This window comes from Baaleninema simplex PCC 7105, assembly GCF_000332355.1.
GTDB lineage: Bacteria > Cyanobacteriota > Cyanobacteriia > Cyanobacteriales > Geitlerinemataceae > Baaleninema > Baaleninema simplex.
On record NZ_KB235959.1, the window covers coordinates 520418 to 538060 of the forward strand.

At 48.9% G+C, this 17643-nt stretch carries 15 protein-coding genes and 1 pseudogene; 6 read left to right on the forward strand and 10 right to left on the reverse strand.

All coding sequences use genetic code 11. From position 1 onward, the window contains the following. From GEI7105_RS31890 to GEI7105_RS0122200, 9 genes and pseudogenes are all read right to left on the reverse strand, one after another. Nucleotides 1-443 (reverse strand): annotated as a pseudogene (locus tag GEI7105_RS31890) (RNA-guided endonuclease TnpB family protein); the annotation flags it as partial. 194 nt (nt 444-637) lie between these two features. Further along, on the reverse strand, nt 638-2263 hold the full coding sequence (bchE, locus tag GEI7105_RS0122160; RefSeq protein WP_017662598.1) for a magnesium-protoporphyrin IX monomethyl ester anaerobic oxidative cyclase: 1626 nt from the start codon (nt 2261-2263) through the stop codon (nt 638-640). Nucleotides 2264-2515: 252 nt separating this feature from the next. Continuing rightward, nucleotides 2516-3907 carry an oxygen-independent coproporphyrinogen III oxidase gene (gene hemN, locus GEI7105_RS0122170; protein WP_017662600.1) on the reverse strand — a complete coding sequence of 464 codons (1392 nt, stop codon included), beginning with the start codon at nt 3905-3907 and terminating at the stop codon, nt 2516-2518. Nucleotides 3908-4240: 333 nt separating this feature from the next. Continuing rightward, a complete protein-coding gene (locus tag GEI7105_RS0122175; RefSeq protein ID WP_017662601.1) occupies nt 4241-4990 on the reverse strand; it encodes a biliverdin-producing heme oxygenase in 750 nt (249 codons plus the stop codon). A gap of 193 nt (nt 4991-5183) precedes the next feature. Further along, on the reverse strand, nt 5184-5546 hold the full coding sequence (locus GEI7105_RS0122180) for a DUF4359 domain-containing protein (protein WP_017662602.1): 363 nt from the start codon (nt 5544-5546) through the stop codon (nt 5184-5186). Nucleotides 5547-5580: 34 nt separating this feature from the next. Beyond that, entirely contained in the window at nt 5581-6510 is a 930-nt protein-coding gene (locus GEI7105_RS0122185; RefSeq protein WP_017662603.1) for an ATP adenylyltransferase family protein, read from the reverse strand. A gap of 248 nt (nt 6511-6758) precedes the next feature. Further along, nucleotides 6759-7148 carry a HEPN domain-containing protein gene (locus GEI7105_RS0122190; protein WP_017662604.1) on the reverse strand — a complete coding sequence of 130 codons (390 nt, stop codon included), beginning with the start codon at nt 7146-7148 and terminating at the stop codon, nt 6759-6761. 3 nt (nt 7149-7151) lie between these two features. After that, entirely contained in the window at nt 7152-7721 is a 570-nt protein-coding gene (locus GEI7105_RS0122195; RefSeq protein WP_017662605.1) for a hypothetical protein, read from the reverse strand. 155 nt (nt 7722-7876) lie between these two features. Next, entirely contained in the window at nt 7877-8539 is a 663-nt protein-coding gene (locus GEI7105_RS0122200) for a hypothetical protein (protein WP_017662606.1), read from the reverse strand. A gap of 218 nt (nt 8540-8757) precedes the next feature. Here GEI7105_RS0122200 and GEI7105_RS0122205 point away from each other — a divergent pair, with 218 nt between their 5' ends. From GEI7105_RS0122205 to leuD, 4 genes are all read left to right on the forward strand, one after another. After that, entirely contained in the window at nt 8758-10233 is a 1476-nt protein-coding gene (locus GEI7105_RS0122205; RefSeq protein WP_017662607.1) for a carotenoid oxygenase family protein, read from the forward strand. 154 nt (nt 10234-10387) lie between these two features. Beyond that, entirely contained in the window at nt 10388-10735 is a 348-nt protein-coding gene (locus tag GEI7105_RS0122210; RefSeq protein ID WP_017662608.1) for a 4a-hydroxytetrahydrobiopterin dehydratase, read from the forward strand. 1150 nt (nt 10736-11885) lie between these two features. After that, entirely contained in the window at nt 11886-13289 is a 1404-nt protein-coding gene (leuC, locus tag GEI7105_RS0122220) for a 3-isopropylmalate dehydratase large subunit (RefSeq protein ID WP_017662610.1), read from the forward strand. Between the two features lie 129 nt (nt 13290-13418). Next, entirely contained in the window at nt 13419-14009 is a 591-nt protein-coding gene (leuD, locus tag GEI7105_RS0122225; protein WP_017662611.1) for a 3-isopropylmalate dehydratase small subunit, read from the forward strand. A 107-nt stretch (nt 14010-14116) separates the two neighbouring features. Here the strand turns inward: leuD and GEI7105_RS0122230 are convergent, their stop codons facing one another. Further along, the gene (locus tag GEI7105_RS0122230; protein WP_035493813.1) at nt 14117-15013 is read right to left on the reverse strand and encodes a hypothetical protein; all 897 of its coding nucleotides are present in this window, start codon (nt 15011-15013) and stop codon (nt 14117-14119) included. 354 nt (nt 15014-15367) lie between these two features. On the opposite strand from GEI7105_RS0122230, the gene GEI7105_RS31895 reads away from it, so the two are divergent. Beyond that, nucleotides 15368-16099 carry an HAD-IIB family hydrolase gene (locus GEI7105_RS31895; protein ID WP_017662613.1) on the forward strand — a complete coding sequence of 244 codons (732 nt, stop codon included), beginning with the start codon at nt 15368-15370 and terminating at the stop codon, nt 16097-16099. 71 nt (nt 16100-16170) lie between these two features. Next, a complete protein-coding gene (locus GEI7105_RS0122240) occupies nt 16171-17502 on the forward strand; it encodes an RNA-guided endonuclease InsQ/TnpB family protein (protein WP_017662614.1) in 1332 nt (443 codons plus the stop codon). Nucleotides 17503-17643: the final 141 nt, after the last annotated feature.

A 17643-nucleotide genomic window follows, 5' to 3' on the forward strand; every position in this document is an offset into this window, starting at 1 on the left:
ACAATATGCTTGGGATCGAGTAACTTCCAACCTGAAGTTTTGTACTCGACAGAACGACTGTTTTTCTTGAACTTGGGATATCCTTCTCTTGGTGCGCGTTCCCTTCGACTAAGCTCAGGGCAAGCCCTAGCGCCGTGCGACGGCGCAGGGTCGCACCGCTTTTTGCCAGGAACAGACTTGCGACAGTTCTCGAAGAAACGAGAAATTGCCGACCAAGCGCGTTCGGCTGAGGCTTGACGAGCCGTGCTGTTGAGTTCTCGGGCAAAGCCATACTCTCGAGCCAGGACTCGACAGTATTTGTTGAGGTCGTATTTGTTAACACCTCGGTTATCTATCCAATAGCGCAGTGCCTTGTTGCGAACGAACTGTGCAGTTCGGATCGCTTCGTCAATCGCTGCGTATTGGTGGGGTTTACCTTTGACTTTGAACTCGAGAACAAGCATTGTCGTTTAGCTTGATTGTTCTGAATATTTTAGAACAAAAAACAGGATTGTCAAAAGCCGCCCTAGACGGGCGGGGTTTTAGACCCAAATTTTTTGATAACACCCCCCTTCAACGATGCGATCGCCATAAACCCCGTAGGGGCGTTGTACTTTACACACAACGCCCCTACGAAAACCAAATCAATATCGCCTGTCTACACCTTCATGGTTTGAGAACCCGCATCTTGAGAACTGGCGTCGTCCTCGTTATATTCCAAATCCCGAGGCGCACCACACGCCGAAACGGTTCCCGCAAAATCCACGTCGGCGGCCAGTTCCGGATGTTCCTGTTTGCGTTTGGCGATTTCTTCCCGCGAGAGGATTTTCGTTTTGTCGAACCCGAGTTCGATTTCCATCCCCAACCCTTTCTGTTTGACGCGGCTGAGGTTGTAAAACCGCTTGTTCAACGTCGTTTGAGCGAAGGCTTTCAAACATCCCAACAAATATTTTCGTTTAAAGGGATCTTTAACGAACCAATACTCTAACGTCTTCCACAGGTAGAAACGAGCGTAGTTCCGCAACACACCTTTGAGAACGTCTTCCCGTTCCATCGCGTCCGGTTTCATAATCGGCGTCACGAAGTTGTACTGGGAATAATCCCGTACTTCCACGCGATCGCCCAAATCTTCAAACAACTCGGAAAACGGCCAGGGCGTAAACATATTCCAGTTTGCCATGTCCGGTTTCCAATCCCGCGCCATGCGATAGGTTTCTTCGATGGTGTCGGGGGTTTCGTTTTCCAAGCCCATGATAAACTGCGCCTCGGCAACGATGCCGTTATCTTTGAGCAGTTTAATCGCCCGTTTGTTCTCTTCAATCGTCGTTTCTTTGCGGAACAAATTCAGCTTCAGTTGTGCGGCGGCTTCCGTTCCCAGAGACACGTGAACTAAGCCTGCTTTTCGATACAATGCCAACTCGTTTTCGTCCCGCAAAATATCTGTTACGCGGGTGTTGATGCCCCAGTGAACGTCAAGATCGCGCTTAATCATTTCCTCGCACAAAGCGATAAAGCGAGGTTTGCTGATGGTGGGTTCTTCGTCGGCGAGAATGAAGAAACCCACGTTGTAGTCTTTGACGAGTTTTTCGATTTCGTCAACGAATTTTTCGGGGGTACGAGAACGGTATTTCCGCCAGAACTTCCACTGGGAACAGAAGCGACAGCGAAACGGACAACCTCGGGCGTAGTTAGGAACTGCCAAACGCACGTTAAGGGGCGTGTAGTAGTAATCGTTCCAATCGAGTAAATCCCAATCGGGATCTAGGGTATCGAGATCGCAAATGGGAGGATGGGCTTCGGTGGCGACGACTTGTCCGTTTTCAAAGAAGGCGATACCTTTGATGTCGTGGCGATCGCGTTTGTCGGAACCGCTTTCGATCGCCTGCATCAAATTCACAGTGACTTCTTCTCCTTCACCGCGAATAATGTAGTCCACCCAGGGCGCTTCGTGCAGCACCTCGGAATACATATACGTCGGGTGAATGCCCCCCATAATCGTAACGGCGTTGGGGCAAGCTTCTTTAGCGATTTGCAGCGTTTTTTGAGACTGGTAAATCATCGGCGTGATCGCCGTTGCCATCACCACATCGGGCTGGTTGGCTTCGATAATGGTTCCGAGGGTTTCGTCGTCAATGTACTTCGTCATCGCATCGACGAAACGCACGTTATCGAACCCGGCTTTTTTCAACGCGCCGCCCACGTAGGGAACCCAACTCGGCGGCCAGTTTCCGGCAATTTCTGCACCGCCGGAGTGGTAGTTGGGTTGAATCATTAAAATCTTCATAGGGCTTTCGATCGAAGTCTAGAATGACAAGGTTCGGACTAACAAGTCAGAGGGTTTATCGAATTCGATCGAGATTTTGTTTAAAAATCTTTAGAAAAACTTCACAATAGAAAAGGATGGGAATCTCGATCGATTATCTTAAAGCGATTTTGTTAAAGGAGTTTCACCACAGAGGCACAGAGGACACAGAGGACACAGAGGTAGAAGGAGAAAAATCGAGGCGTATCGTCATACGCCTCGACTGAGAGAGGATTAGATGGCTTTCGAGAACCGTTGGTGTTGGCGCTCTTTGGTGTAAGCGTCGAAGGCAAAGGCAATGTTGCGGATGAGAAGCCGTCCGCTGGGGGTGACTTCAATGCGATCGGGGAAGTTCATCAACAAACCATCGTCTTCTAAGTCTTTTAACTCGGCTTCTTCTTCAGAAAAATAGGTATCGAAATCGATGAGATATTTGTTTTCGATTTCCCGTTTGTCGAGGCGGAAGTGACACATCAATTCCATGATAATTTCACGGCGCATGATGTTGTCGTCTTCGGCGAGATGAACGCCTTTTTCGATGGGTTGTTCTTGGCGATCGATCGCGTTGTAGAAGTCTTTGAGGCGTTTGTGGTTCTGCACGTAAACGTCGTGCAGCATACTGATAGAAGTCACGCCAAATCCAAACAGTTCGGAATCGGGCTGGGTGGTATAGCCTTGGAAGTTGCGATGCAGTACTCCTTCCCGTTGTGCGATCGCCAACTCGTCGTTGGGTTTGGCGAAGTGATCCATCCCAATGAAGACGTAGCCGCCTTCGGTGAGTTTGTCGATCGTCATGTGGAAAATTTCCAGTTTCTCCGCCGCCTGGGGTAAAGCTTCTACCGGAAGGTTTTTCTGAACGGGTTTCATCCAGGGAACGTAAGCGAAGTTGAACACCGCCACGCGATCGGGATCGAGACGCAGGGTTTTGTCGATGGTGTCGCGGAACGTCTCGAGGGTTTGGTAGGGTAAGCCGTAAATCAGATCGACGTTGACGCTTTCAAATTTGGCTTCGCGAATCCAACTCATGACGTTGAAGAGCATTTCTTCGGGTTGGATGCGGTTGATGGCTTCTTGAACTTTGGGATCGAAATCTTGGATACCGAAGCTGATGCGGTTGAAGCCGAGTTTTCTTAAGAAGTGGATGTAGTTGCGATCGACGTAGCGGGGATTGACTTCGATCGAGATTTCGGCGTTTTCGGCAAAAGTGAAGTGTTCGTGGATTTTGTTCCACAACATTTCCACGTGTTCCGGGGTGAGGTAGTTCGGGGTTCCGCCGCCCCAGTGCAGTTGAACCACCGGGCGATCGCGATCGATTAACGCCGCCGTCCGTTCGATATTTTTAAAGAGGTATTCTAAATAGGGATTGACCACGCGATCTTTCAATCCCGTGATAATCACGTTGCAGCCGCAAAAGTAGCAGGCACTTTCGCAAAAAGGAATGTGAAAATAGAGAGAGAGCGGTGTTTTTTTAGCGTTGCCCCGTTCGATGGCAGCTTTAAATTCTTCTTCTGTAAACTCGCCGTGTAGCTCTGTAGCGGGGGGATAGCTGGTGTAGCGAGGGGTGGGGCGATCGTATTTAACCAGTAACTCAGAATTGAAACGAACGGTTTGAGTCAGTGCTTCCATTGGTATTTGAATCTTAAAAGATCTGAAATGGTTCGATGTTTGAATTCAGTATTTTTTTGAATTCAATAAAAAATTAGTCACAATGGGTTAGAAATTTTTTTACTCGATCGACCGGTGCTTGTCAGTTTAACGGTTAGTTTTGAAGTTTTTGTAGAAAAACCTCAAAAAAGATAGAAAAAATCGATCGAGTAAAAAATGGTCGGTGTTGGTCGAAAGCTGTGTGGAGAGGAGGGAAACGTTAACTGATGACCGAATCCCCCCAATTTCCTAGGTTGCGTTGAAACCCGTTGTAAGAAAAGGTAGGTTGGATCGAGAGATAAAACCCAACCTACACTACTCCGTCGGAACTAAATTTGCAGGTTGTCCGGGGGCGCGTTCGGTACTTCCCGGTTTGTCTTGGCGCGTCACCAAATCGAAAACGTGGTCGCCGATCGCGGCTTTCACCTCGTCTTCCAAATCGTGCATGACGTTGCGGTTGAGTTCAAAGGCCAAGTTCGCTTCGTCTACAATGCGAGGGGCGATATCGTCGGACACCGGTAAGGCGTTGAGGGTGTCGCGGTAGCGGAATTTAAACGCTCGTCGCGCTTCCGGGGTGGAAATCGCATCGAATTCGTGTAACCCGGTTCCTTTGTCTTCCGGTAAATCTAACGCCGATCGCGCGATGTTTCGCAGGCTTTGTCCGCCAGACAAATCGCCCATATACCGGGTGTAAGCGTGCGCCACCAGCAATTCGGGTTGAGTTTTGGCCACTTCCCGAATGCGATCGACGTACACTTTTCCGGCTTCCACGGGGGCGATTTCCTCGCGCCAGTTGTCACCGTAGTAGTAAGCGAGATCGGCTTCGAGTTTCGCGGTACGGTTGAGTTCGGGGAAGTAAATCCCTTTGACGGCGGGATTGTCCAAATGGTTTTGGATTTCTTCCTCAAGGGCGCTATAGACCAAATATAAGTTTGCCAGGAGTTTGCGGAACGGCTCTCGTTCCACGATCCCTTTGAGGAAGCATTTCATAAAAGCGGTGTTTTCGGCTGCGGTGTGGGAGTGCTTCGTCCCTTCCCGTAACAGACTGGCTAAATTGCTACTCATATGCCTGACCAAAGCGTTTTTATACTTTAATCACTTTATAGCGATTAAACAGAACGACAAGGGGGAGTTCTCAAAACTTTACATTTCGAGGCATTGAGGTAAGTAGAATTGCTTAACTTCGTTTCATTTAAGATCCCCGGCATCTCCAAGATGCCGGGGATCTGGCGATCTGGCTTGTATTCAGAAAATCGCGCTACTGCTTTTCCGTCTTCAACTCGTAAATGTGAAACTGACGAAACCCGCCGAGGGTGTGAGCTTCAACCGCCGGAACGCCGGGAATCGGAACCGAAAACTCCGTATGGTACAAACTGAAAAGGACAAAGTTTTGGCGATTCGTGTTGTTGGCGACGAGGCGTTGTAACTCCGGTTGACTCGACTCCACCACAGACTCACAGGTATTTTGCAACGGCCCCGCTTGACTGCACGCTTCCTCTTTTAAATAGGTTGACAGTCGATCGCCAGCGTACTCCTGATAAGCAGTTTCGCCAGGGTTCGTCACCGCCATCGCCGCTCCCACTCCGAGAACCACGACTCCAGCTCCAACAACAGCTTTCATAGATGTTTGGATTTCCTCAACACAGGGAACGAAGTTAAGTTGCTTCCTCTTCCATGTTAGCCACGTGCGCCAAAATCTCGAGCGGTTTGCTGTTTTTAAGCTGCTGTAACTGGGTTTCGTCGCGCACCAGCAAAGCCCCCGCGAATCCCAAGGCGTTGACGGAAATTCCCTCGAAGCGATCGCGCACTCGGGGAACCACCATCATCCACTCTCGCGTCGCCAAGAGGTTGTAGGGTTTCGTTTGTCGCTCTGTCGTCGGTTCCCCGTCGAGGAGGTTCACGGCGTTTAACAGGCGGTAATAGGTTTGTAAGACGGTTTCGGCGTCGGTGTCGGGAGTCAGAGGTGCGATCACGTGAGGGAAGGGAAAACTCGGCGTTTGTCCGATGTCGCCGTCGTATTGCGTGCGAGCGATCGCCCGTTCGATGGGAAGTCGCCCCCCATCGGGCATCATGGGAAGGGGAACCAGTTGTAAGTGTTTGTGTTTCTGGCTGGCTCCGGCTTCTCTTCCACCGTTGTAAAACGCCAAACCGTCGATTTGCTGCAAACAGACTTGCATCGCCTTGAAGTCAGACGTGGTGAGCCAAATTTCCTGATGCTCGAAGTGACGAGTCACGATCAGAAGATGGTGTTCGACGACGTTAAACTTGTTTAATAAGCAAAGATGAGTTTTGGAAATGTCGGAGACAAAGAGGTTTTTTTCGTAAGGAAGAAAGGGATTGAAATCTTTTTCCGTTTGTTTTAACTGCTGTTTTCGGTTTTTTTGAGCTTTTTCTTTCCTAGCCAAATTTGAGACAATTCGAACCAGAAATCGCACGTCTCCTCGTTCGAGGTATTCGTAATTCGTAGGAATCGGTTGCAGCGCACCGCAGTCGAGGGCGTATTGCGTCTGTTCGAGAGTGCGTTTCCAGAGGGTGTCGGGTTGCAGGAGAATCGGCGTCTCAAGGGTGGATTGTCCGTCAGACATGGTGAATTTTTAGAGGTTCCTGTAATTTTCAATACTTTTTTTATGGTAGCGATCGCCCCTTTACAATTCTGAGGTTTTCGCAATATATCGTTACAATCTTATCTGAAGTCGAACATTAGACAGCTCATCTTCCATATTTATATGGAAATGCCGATTCAAAAATGAAATCATTTATACTCATAGAATTACAATTTAGCATAGAAGAATTACGTGAAAAACTTTCATGAGTCAATCTATAACAATTTAAATTACCTAAGCTGTCCTATAAGATTTATTGCTGTTTTAGCATCTAAGCAAGCTTGTTCTGCTTGACTTTTTGTTATCACAGTACTTATCTCATAATCAGCGTTATTTCTCTTTTTCCTTAAGCTATTTAGTTTATTGGTTATTCGTTTCCCGTTATTGCCAAATCTACTTGCATAATAATTTTTAACCTTTTTGTGAACGTTGCCTCCACGAGTTATAATATTTTGCCAATTTGTAGGATTTTTGACTTTAATATATTCTCGAGCAGTCAAAAAGACCGCGTAGTATGCACGACTAATTGACGTTCTATAAGATGCCTCACTAGGAAATTGACTATTCTTCAAGATTTTCTCAGCGAGTACCAAAAAATTTTTACCGTCAAAATTATTCATGACCTATTCAACTTCAACACAAAATACTGAAGCTATATCGCAAGGAACATTATTGATATACCATTCTTCTTCAAATTGATTGAGTAATGTAACTGACTCTTCCGAACTTACGTTTGTCTTAATTATCAAAAACAAACATTCGTCTATTTCTGTCAGTTCAAAACCTAAATTTTCACTTGCTACCAAGGTTTCATCCTCGTAGTTGTAGCATATATAGTCAAGGATGTATTCATCAGATTTACATCCAAATAGCTGTTTGGCTTTCTTCAAAGCATCTTCAAGAAGATCTAAAATAGCGGGATGTTTCTGCACAAAACACTTGACTTGAGAAGGATTTCGCAATTCAAAACTTTCAAGTAGTGCTACTTGTTGCTGCAAACGATTGATTTGTTGTTGGTAATCGCGAATGCTATTTAAGATTTTGTTATAATTACTATTACTGCCGATCGACCATTCTCTTACATCACGCTTTAATTCTAAGTCAATTTTATTTTTAGAGATACGATCTCGATCTTTGTAGATATATTTTTGCCCTTTTGGAATTTCTGAAAATGGTAGCTTGAATGTCTTCATCTCTATCTCTGTTAAAAACTCTTGATTTATTCAATCAATGCTATCTTCTTAACTGATGCGAAGAAATCATAGGAAGCCAATACGGTTTTGTGCTATTACATTTTGTGCTATATCATGCTTCGTTTGAATCATGCAACTCAAACATCCGAGTCCGTTTAATCTGGATCTTTATCTATATTTGAATTAATGCAGCTAGTCCCTAATTCTTTTAATTTATCTTCGATCAGCCTCGATTTTTTGCTTGCTCTTTGGATTTGCTCTTGCAACTCTTGTAAATCGCTTCCATCCAGAGCAACGAAGAATTCTTTACTTCCCTCTTGAGAACTGTATTGAATTCTTAAACTGTGAACGACAATTACACTTTTAAAGTCATCTTTTTCAAAAACCGGTCGAATATCAGTTAATATTCTAGAACTAGAATATATTTTTTCGTACTCTTGTGTTAGTAAATTTGCCTTCAAAAAAAAGCTAATTTCTGGAATTTCTAAAAATTCTTGAATCCGATCCTTGAATACTTCTTTTTGGTTTTCTTCTAATTCTAAATTTAAAGTTAGATCTACTAAGATTTCTTCGATATCATAGCCTCCATACTCTATAAAAGCTTTTAAGGAAAACAAAGAGCTTATGATATCTAAAACTACCCTCTCACTCAGACCAGAAGCCGCTTTTTCAAAAACTTCCCGAGCGATCGCGCCTAAGTCTAGCGATCTCTCGCCTATACTATTTAATGCGGAGACAAGGGAATCCATTTCGGATGTACTTATAGATCCTATTTGAATGAGTCCTGGTTTGTACTTATCTGGAATTGCGATCGGCATGGCTAATGCTTTTGTTTATTTTGGGGTATTGTCTAGGTCTTCAAGAAAAAAATGAAATTTAATTTATATTAGCTACAGAGTTTATTTTATACCTTTTACCCAAAAAAGTCAACCCCAATAATATCGATCTGAAGTTTTTTAAGATGGAGAACGATCTAAATTAATTAATCGTTACAATAAAAAATGTTGTAGAACGATTAAGCTTAATTCGATCGAATATGCATCTTCAAAGCTGCTCGACACAAGCTATTTATAGTCGCGAAGATTGGAAACGGGGCTACCTGTCCCAAACCCAAGAGTCGGCGTACTGGATAGACGACATTGAGGGAGAAATTCCCCCAGACTTAACCGGAACCCTGTTTCGCGTCGGCCCCGGTTTGCTGAATATCGGCGACTATCCCGTCAACCACCCCTTCGACGGCGACGGAATGGCCTGTGCGATCGCCTTCAAAGACGGTCGCGCCTTTTTTCAAAACCGCTTCGTGCGTACCCAAGGGTTTGTCGAAGAACGAGAGGCGGGAAAACCCCTCTATCGCGGCGTGTTCGGAACCCAGAAACCCGGCGGTTGGCTGGCGAACCTCTTCGACTTGCGCCTCAAAAACATCGCCAACACCAACATTATCCACTGGGGCGGTAAACTGCTGGCGTTGTGGGAAGCGGCCGAACCCCATCGCCTCGATCCCCACACCCTAGAAACCCAAGGACTCGATCGCCTCGACGGACTCCTCGATACCGGAGATGCGTTTTCCGCACACCCCCACATCGACCCCGCCTCGCAGTTCGACGACGGAAAACCCGTTCTCGTCAACTTCTCGGTAAATCCGGGGTTGTCCACCGACATCACCATTTACGAATTCGCCCCGGACGGAACGCTTCTCCGCCAACACACGCACGCGATTCCCGGTTTCGCCTTTCTCCACGACATGGCGATTACACCGAACTACTGCGTCTTTTTCCAAAATCCCGTCACCTTCAACCCCCTTCCTTACCTTTTGGGCTTTCGCGGTGCGGCGGAATGCGTGAAGTTCGACCCCGACGCCCCCACGAAAATCGTCTTGATTCCCCGCGACGGTTCGCGCAACGTGAAAATTGTCGAGACGGAACCTTGTTTCGTGTTCCACCACGCCAACGCTTGGGAAGACAACGGAGAGGTGGTTGTGGATTCGATTTGTTACGAGTCGTTCCCGCAACCCGATTCGGACTCTGACTTTCGCGACGTGGATTTCAGCCAGATTCCCGAGGGTCAGTTGTGGAATTTCCGGGTGAATTTGCAGAATGAGAACGTCCGTCACGAGGTTATCGAACGCCGCTGTTGCGAGTTCCCCGTGTTACATCCCGAGACAGTGGGACGGAAAAATCGATATTTATTCATGGGAATCGCCCACCCCGAACGAGGAAACGCACCGTTACAGGGCGTTATGAAGGTCGATCGCGAAACGGGGACATCTCAGGTGTGGAGTTTTGCGCCTCGCGGGTTTGGCGGCGAACCGGCGTTCGTTCCGCGTCCGGGTGCGACGGAGGAAGATGACGGATGGGTGCTGTTGTTGGTGTACGACGCCGAAAAGCATCGATCGAAGTTGGCGATTTTCGATGCAAAATCCATCGACGCCGGGCCGATCGCTCAGTTGAACTTAAAGTATCACATTCCCTACGGACTGCACGGGAGTTTCACGTCGGAGTATTTCGGACGATAGGGAATGCGTTGAATTTCCGCCTCGGGGCGTTGTCGATCGCGTCTCGAGGCGATTTGTCGTCAAAATCAGTCGTGAGGAAGAGGATGTCGGTCGAACTGCGATCGCACGATCGAATTGAGACGAAGCCTACAGACGAGTTTTTGGAGCCAATACCGTGGAAAATCTCGAACACCAACGTTGCGAACCTTGTAAGGGAACGTCCCAACCACTGAGCCAAACTGAAGTTGAAGAACTTCAATCTCAGATTCCGTCTTGGGAGGCGATCGAGGAATATGGAGAGTTACATCTCCAACACACTTATCAGTTTCCAGATTTTAAAACTGCACTCAAATTTACCCAACGCGTGGGGGAGGAAGCTGAAAAAGAAGGCCATCATCCGGTGTTGTTGACCGAATGGGGAAAAGTCACGGTGACCTGGTGGACTCACGCCATTAACGGACTGCATCGTAATGATTTTATTATGGCGGCAAAAACCGATCAAATTTCTAAAGAGTTCGAGTGAAAAAGTATTCAAAACTAACCATCAAATTACGATCTTATGTTAAAAAATCAATAAGAACTGGCAGATTAATATTGCGATCGCACGGCATCGTATTAATATCATCTAATTTTATGCGAAATCCATTAGGACTTACTTCCAGATCCCCGGCATCTCCAAGATGCCGGGGATCTTATACCAGAAGTGCTAATCGGGAATTTTGCCACCCCAAACTGATGTTTTTGCAAAAGTGAGATGCACACCTCAATGTAGTGGTGGGCAATGCCCACCCTACTAATGATGTAAATGTGTAAATTTTGTCCGTTTTAAAACACTATTTTTTGCGATTTTTACTAAAAATTTTGGTGTATCTCAAAAATGTCTATTAAGATCGAATTGTAATGCTTTAGAAAATTATGAAGTTTCGATCGCGCAACAGAAGCACAGAAGTAATGAGAATAGTTAAGTCGAGTGTTAAATCTCTCTCTCAATATTTAGAGAGTGAGTCGATCCCGTCAGGCTGTTCTGACGAATGGTTTAGCATTCCTTTCGGAATCACAAATCGGGGGAAACGACAAAAACCCCGAACCTCATTACTCGACTCAACTATTTTAAAAACCGTCCCGATCTTCGAGTGCGATTGCGTTTAAAATCGTTCGGACTCTAATTTTTCACTTTCTTCCTGACGTCGTTCTCCTTCGGAAGAAATATTTCTAAAGAAATACTTTGGGCTAAACAGCAAAACTCCCCAAGGTGTTTTGTTAGATCCAAACAAAACTCTATCTCTTTAGCTTTTAGTATAACGAGAATTTTTAAAAACTCCAAATCAAGACATAGACTCGAGATGCGATCGCCCTCTAGAAAATCCGATCTTGCGACGAATATAACGAGATAAACGCGACACAAATCGCTCAAACACTCAATTTGTCCGTAAAATCGAAGTGAGATCGACAGTTAGACGATAAACGTGACATCATAACAAAATCCCTTCGATTTACTATCTCCGAGCCATCGCAAATGTCCGATCGGAAATCCCCAACCCGACTTCGACTTCTAGAAAAAAGAGTCAAAAAGGCTCTAAGTTTAACTCATCTGAGCGATTAGAATTCCGATAACTCAAACGTCCCTCCGCGCGATAAAATAGAAGACTACGCTTAAACCAAGTCTGTGCGCGATGAGTAAGGGAACATTATTCGATAAAGTCTGGGAAGCCCATAGCGTGGGAACGCTGCCTTCCGGTCAAACGCAACTGTTTATCGGGTTGCATCTCATCCACGAAGTCACCAGCCCTCAAGCATTCGCCATGCTGCGAGAACGGGGTCTGAACGTCCCCTATCCTCAGCGAACCGTGGCCACCGTCGATCACATCGTCCCCACGGAAAACCAAGCGCGTCCCTTCGCCGATACCCTCGCCGAAGAGATGATTCGAGCCTTAGAAAACAACTGCAAAGAACACGGCATTCGCTTCTATAACGTCGGTTCCGGCCGTCAGGGAATCGTCCACGTCATCGCGCCGGAACAAGGACTGACCCTGCCGGGAACGACCATCGCCTGCGGTGACAGCCACACCTCCACCCACGGCGCCTTCGGAGCGATCGCCTTCGGTATCGGCACCAGCCAAGTCCGCGACGTTCTGGCCTCCCAAACTCTGGCCATGAACAAACTCAAAGTTCGTCGAGTCGAAGTTAACGGCGATTTGCGCCCCGGTGTCTACGCCAAAGATGTCGTCCTCCATATCATCCGCAAACTGGGCGTTAAAGGCGGCGTGGGCTATGCCTACGAGTACGCTGGCACCACCTTCGAGAAGATGTCGATGGAAGAACGGATGACCGTTTGCAATATGTCCATCGAAGGGGGCGCCCGTTGCGGTTACATCAACCCCGACACCACCACTTACGACTACATCCAAGGCCGCGAATTCGCCCCGAAAGGCGAGGATTGGAAGAAAGCCGTCGCCTGGTGGAACAGCATTCGTAGCGATGCCGATGCCGAATACGACGACGTGGTGGTGTTCGACGCGGCAGAGATTTCCCCGACGGTGACGTGGGGAATCACGCCGGGACAAGGTATCGGGATTGACGAATCGGTGCCGACGCCAGACAGCTTACCGGAGGGCGATCGCTCGATCGCCGAGGAAGCCTACAAATATATGCAGCTGTCCCCCGGAACCCCCATCAAAGGCACGAAAGTCGATGTTTGTTTTATCGGAAGCTGCACCAACGGACGCATTAGCGACTTGCGGGAAGCGGCGAAATTCGCCCAAGGCCATAAAGTCGCCAACGGCGTGAAAGCCTTCGTCGTTCCCGGTTCCGAAGAAGTCAAGCAACAAGCCGAAGCTGAAGGCTTAGATAAAGTCTTCCTCGAAGCAGGGTTTGAATGGCGCAACGCTGGATGTTCCATGTGTCTGGCCATGAACCCGGATAAGTTGCAAGGCGACCAAATCAGTGCCTCGTCCTCCAACCGTAACTTTAAAGGCCGTCAAGGATCGTCTTCGGGACGCACGCTGTTGATGAGTCCTGCGATGGTGGTTGCGGCTGCGGTCAACGGTTCCGTCGCCGACGTGCGCGAGTTGATGTAATCGCGTTCAAAATCTCCGTAATACGGGCATCTTGCCTGTCTTTGAACCTGTTTCGAGAGGGTTCGTAAGCTAACGGTGGGCATTGCCCACCCGACAACTCCAGTTTTAGTCACTCTGCGCCGAAGAAAGATGAGTCAAATCAAAAACATTTCTGGACGAGGTATTCCCCTGGCTGGCGACGATATCGATACCGATCGCATCATTCCAGCCCGTTATCTGCGTTGCGTTACCTTCGACGGCCTCGGCGAACACGCCTTTAAAGACGATCGCGTGCAAACCAACGGTCAACATCCCTTCGATCGCCCCGAATACCAAGGCGCCAACGTCCTCGTCGTCAACGCCAACTTCGGCTGCGGTTCGAGTCGCGAACACGCGCCCCAAGCCATTCGTCGTTGGGGAATCGAAGCTCTCGTCGGCGAAAGCTTTGCCGAAATTTTCTTCGGAAACTGTGTCGCGATGGGCGTTCCCTGCGTCACCGCCGACGCCGAATCTGTCGAAACCCTGCAAGGGGCGATCGCCAAAAACCCCCAAACTGCGATCGCGGTGGATTTGGAGAAAATGGAAGTGCGCTGCGGCGATCTGACGGTGTCCGTATCGATGCCCGAAGGGGCGCGTCAGAGCTTCCTAAACGGCGTTTGGGATAGCTGCGGACAGCTCGTCAACCAACGCGACGCCGTGCGAGAGACGGCCGCGAAACTTCCCTATTTGGCTTGGCGTTAAACGCAATCCGAGGCAGCCTCGGGTCAGAAAAACCGTTCGTGAGAAAAAGACGCGGGTTGGAGCGATCCGCGTCTTTGTTTCGAGCGTACCTGCTATTGAGCCCGTCTTTACTGCGACTTCGTGCGACGAACGCGAGTTTTACCCTTCGCGCTTCGAGAAGCAGAGGATTTCGTACTCGAGGTGCGCGTTCTGGATTTCGTGGTTGGCGTTTGGGTTCTCGGCGTTTGGGTTTTCGGCGTCGAACTCATAGGCATTCCCCCCGCCGCATTGCTGCGGGTCGTGCGGAACGTGACGTTAACCCCTTCGTTGCTTTGTTCGAGAACCAACAGTGGCGTCGGTTTGGCGTTTTGATCCCAATGGATGTAAGCCACGCGCCCTTGTAAAGCGGGTTGCCAAGTGTCGTTGTCTCCCGCCGGGCTGAGATAGGTTTCGATACAGTCGATAATTTGACTGATGGTCGCGCTCGTCGGTTGAGTGGGAAGTTTGGTGAGCTTGATTTGGATACGGAACAACACCCGTTTTTTGATGTTGGCGCCCGATCCGGTTTCGTACTCCACATCGAAGATTTCGTTGACTTGACGGCCGGTACCTCGATTTTCGGCAGTCGGACGCAACGCCACAGAAATTTTGCTTTTGACCTTGACTTTGATTTGGTTGACGATGCCGAAGTGGAAGGTTTCTTCTTCCATCCGCATTCGCAAGTAGTCGAGGTTGAATTCCCGCGAGTGGATTAAGTCCGGATTGCGCTCCATCTTGGAAATCGTGTCGATGGCGCGTTTGTATTTTTTCTGAAGTTCGCGGTTTTTAAACTCTTCGGTGCGAAGTTTCTTTTGCAGGCGATCGCTCGTCACTTTATAGGCGACACCGAGGCCGATCGCGGCCACGAGGAGCAATCCCGAAGCTCCCATCCAAATGACAGGGGGAGCTGCCGATCCTTCTGTAGAGGTCGGGGGGGCAGGGGCTTGTGCCAACGTCGTTTCGACGGGGATGGCGGGAGTTGACATGGTCGATAACTCCATGGGTTCTTGACGGGTTCAGCAGGTAGCGCGACGGGCTTCGCCTCATTGTTAAGATGCCCGTTCGACTGAATCTCGATATCAGTTGCGATGGAAAACGATCGCTTCGACACGCCAATGCCACCCCGAGTTTGCCCGGAAGCTGGGACAATAGACTCCATAAAGCCGACTGCACTTCACTGGGTCTAGTATAGTGGCTGGCTTGCAAGCGCCGTTTTCTGGCCAGAGCGAAATGAGAGCGCGATCGAAGGTTCTGGGTTAACCTTCAGTCTGCCTATCCAACGAGCGTTGTTGCGCTCGATCGCTCTTCACTGGATCGATCTATATTCAATTGTATTCTCTATGCCGTTTCTTGCACTATCTGAGTCGGTCGCCGCGCGATTTTCCTCCAAGATTCGCCTCGTTGCCACAGACATGGACGGGACGATGACGAGCCGGGGAAGGTTCGCGTCGTCTTTGTTTCGAGCGTTGGAAGATTTAGCCGAGCGGGATATTTCCGTTCTCGTGGTCACGGGGCGTTCGGCCGGTTGGGTCGGCGGTTTGGTGACGTATCTTCCCGTATCTGGGGCGATCGCGGAAAACGGCGGCTTGTTTTACACTCACGGCGACAAGCCTCCGGTTCCCCTGGTTCCCATTGCCGATTTCGCCGAACACCGCCGGGAACTGGCGCAGACGTTTCGCGCGTTACAAACGGACTTTCCGCAAGTTCGCGAGTCTGAGGACAATCGCTTTCGCTTGACGGATTGGGCCTTCGACTTGTCGGAACTTTCACCGCAAGAGTTAGACCGAATCGCCGCCTGGTGCGACGATCGCGGTTGGGGGTTCACTTACAGTTCGATTCAGGGACACCTGAAACTCCCCATGCAGCATAAAGCCAAAGGGGTGTTGCAGGTGTTGGGCGATCGCTTTCCCCAACTCTCCCCCAAGGAAGTCGTCACCGTCGGCGACAGTCCCAACGATGCCAGTTTGTTCGATGCTGCCGTGTTTCCCCATTCCGTCGGCGTAGCCAACATCGCCAAATACCGCGATCGCCTGCCCTATCCAGATTCTTCGCAGTACTCCAGCCATAGCTGAAAGCTTGGCTGGTGGTGTAGCGAAGCGCGACCGAGGGGAGTAACCTACAAAAGATTTGCTACAGTTTAGATATGCTAAACATGACGTGGGAATTTAAGCTAGAGCCAACGGCGGAGCAGGTTTCAGAGATCGAACACATTCTTGATGTGTGCCGCCATGTCTGGAATTTTGCTCTGCGGGAACGTAAAGACTGGCTAAAATCCCGCAAGTCGCCCGTGAATGCGTGCTCAATTCGGCAAGAATTTATCTTGCCAGCAGATGCACCCTTCCCGAACTACCACGTTCAGGCTAAGCGTTTGACCGCTGCCAAGACTGAATTTCCTCAGCTCAAGACGGTCAACGCTCAGGTTCTTCAGCAAGTCCTTAGAAAACTTGAGACTTCTTGGGAGTCGTGGCGGTTAAAGCGTTCGGGTCTTCCACGGTTCAAAAAGCCGAATCGAATGCGGTCGTTGGTCTTCCCTCAGATGCTCAAAAACTGCGTGTCTGATGAGGGTATAAAGCTGTCGCAACTGGGCTGGGTTCGGGTTCGGTGGTCGCGGAAAATTCCTGATTTATTTCAGGTTAAGCAAGCTCGAATTGTGCGTAAGGCATCCGGGTACTTTGTCATGCTTAGCCTTCAGGCTGACGTCGATATTCCTGCTGTAGCCCCTCACGGACATCCGGTAGGGATTGATGTGGGTCTGGAGTACTTTCTTTCAACGTCTGATGGAGAACAGGTCAAGCGACCTCGCTTCTTCAACAAACTGCACCGCAAGCTGAGATTGCTGCAACGCAGGCTTAAGAAAAAGCAGAAGGGGTCAGCTAACTGGCTGAAACTCCAGAAGAAAATTGCCAGAGTCCATCAACGTATTGCCGATACGCGAAAAGACTGGCATTTCAAGCTGGCTCATCACCTCTGCGACGGTGCAGGGATGATTTTTGTCGAAGATCTCGACTTCCGCATTATGGCGAAAGGAATGCTAGGCAAGCATACCCTAGATGCCGGATTGGGTCAGTTTACCAACCAGATTCTTCCCTGGGTGTGCTGGAAGCGTGATGTGTATTACGGCAAGGTGGATGCTCGTGGCACTTCTCAGGAATGTCCCGATTGTGGGGCAGAGGTTCGTAAAGACCTCTCAACTCGAATCCATCACTGCCACAACTGCGGGTCAACAAAGCCCCGTGATGTGGCCAGTGGACAAGTCATCTGTAGCCGTGGGCAACGGCAAATCGAAAATGCCTGTGGAGTCGAGGCGACGGGGGATCGGGTCACTGATTCTAGTTGGCTGGCTGTGAAGCAGGAAATCTTTGGGGCGACCCAAGGAATCTCCCTGCATACCCGGAACGGGTTGCTGGGAGAGGATGTCAACTGCCCCAGTACGTCACGCAAGCAGAAGAAGGGGACGGATTTTGCGAACTGGTAGACTACTTGCGATCGCCGATCCGAAAAACTTCATAGAAACAGTACCGTACAAACGTCCCAACAACGGGAGTTTAGCGACAATTTTTTCGACTCCCTGTCGCGATCGCCCGGAAACTGTCCGTTAAATTGTAAAATTATGTAA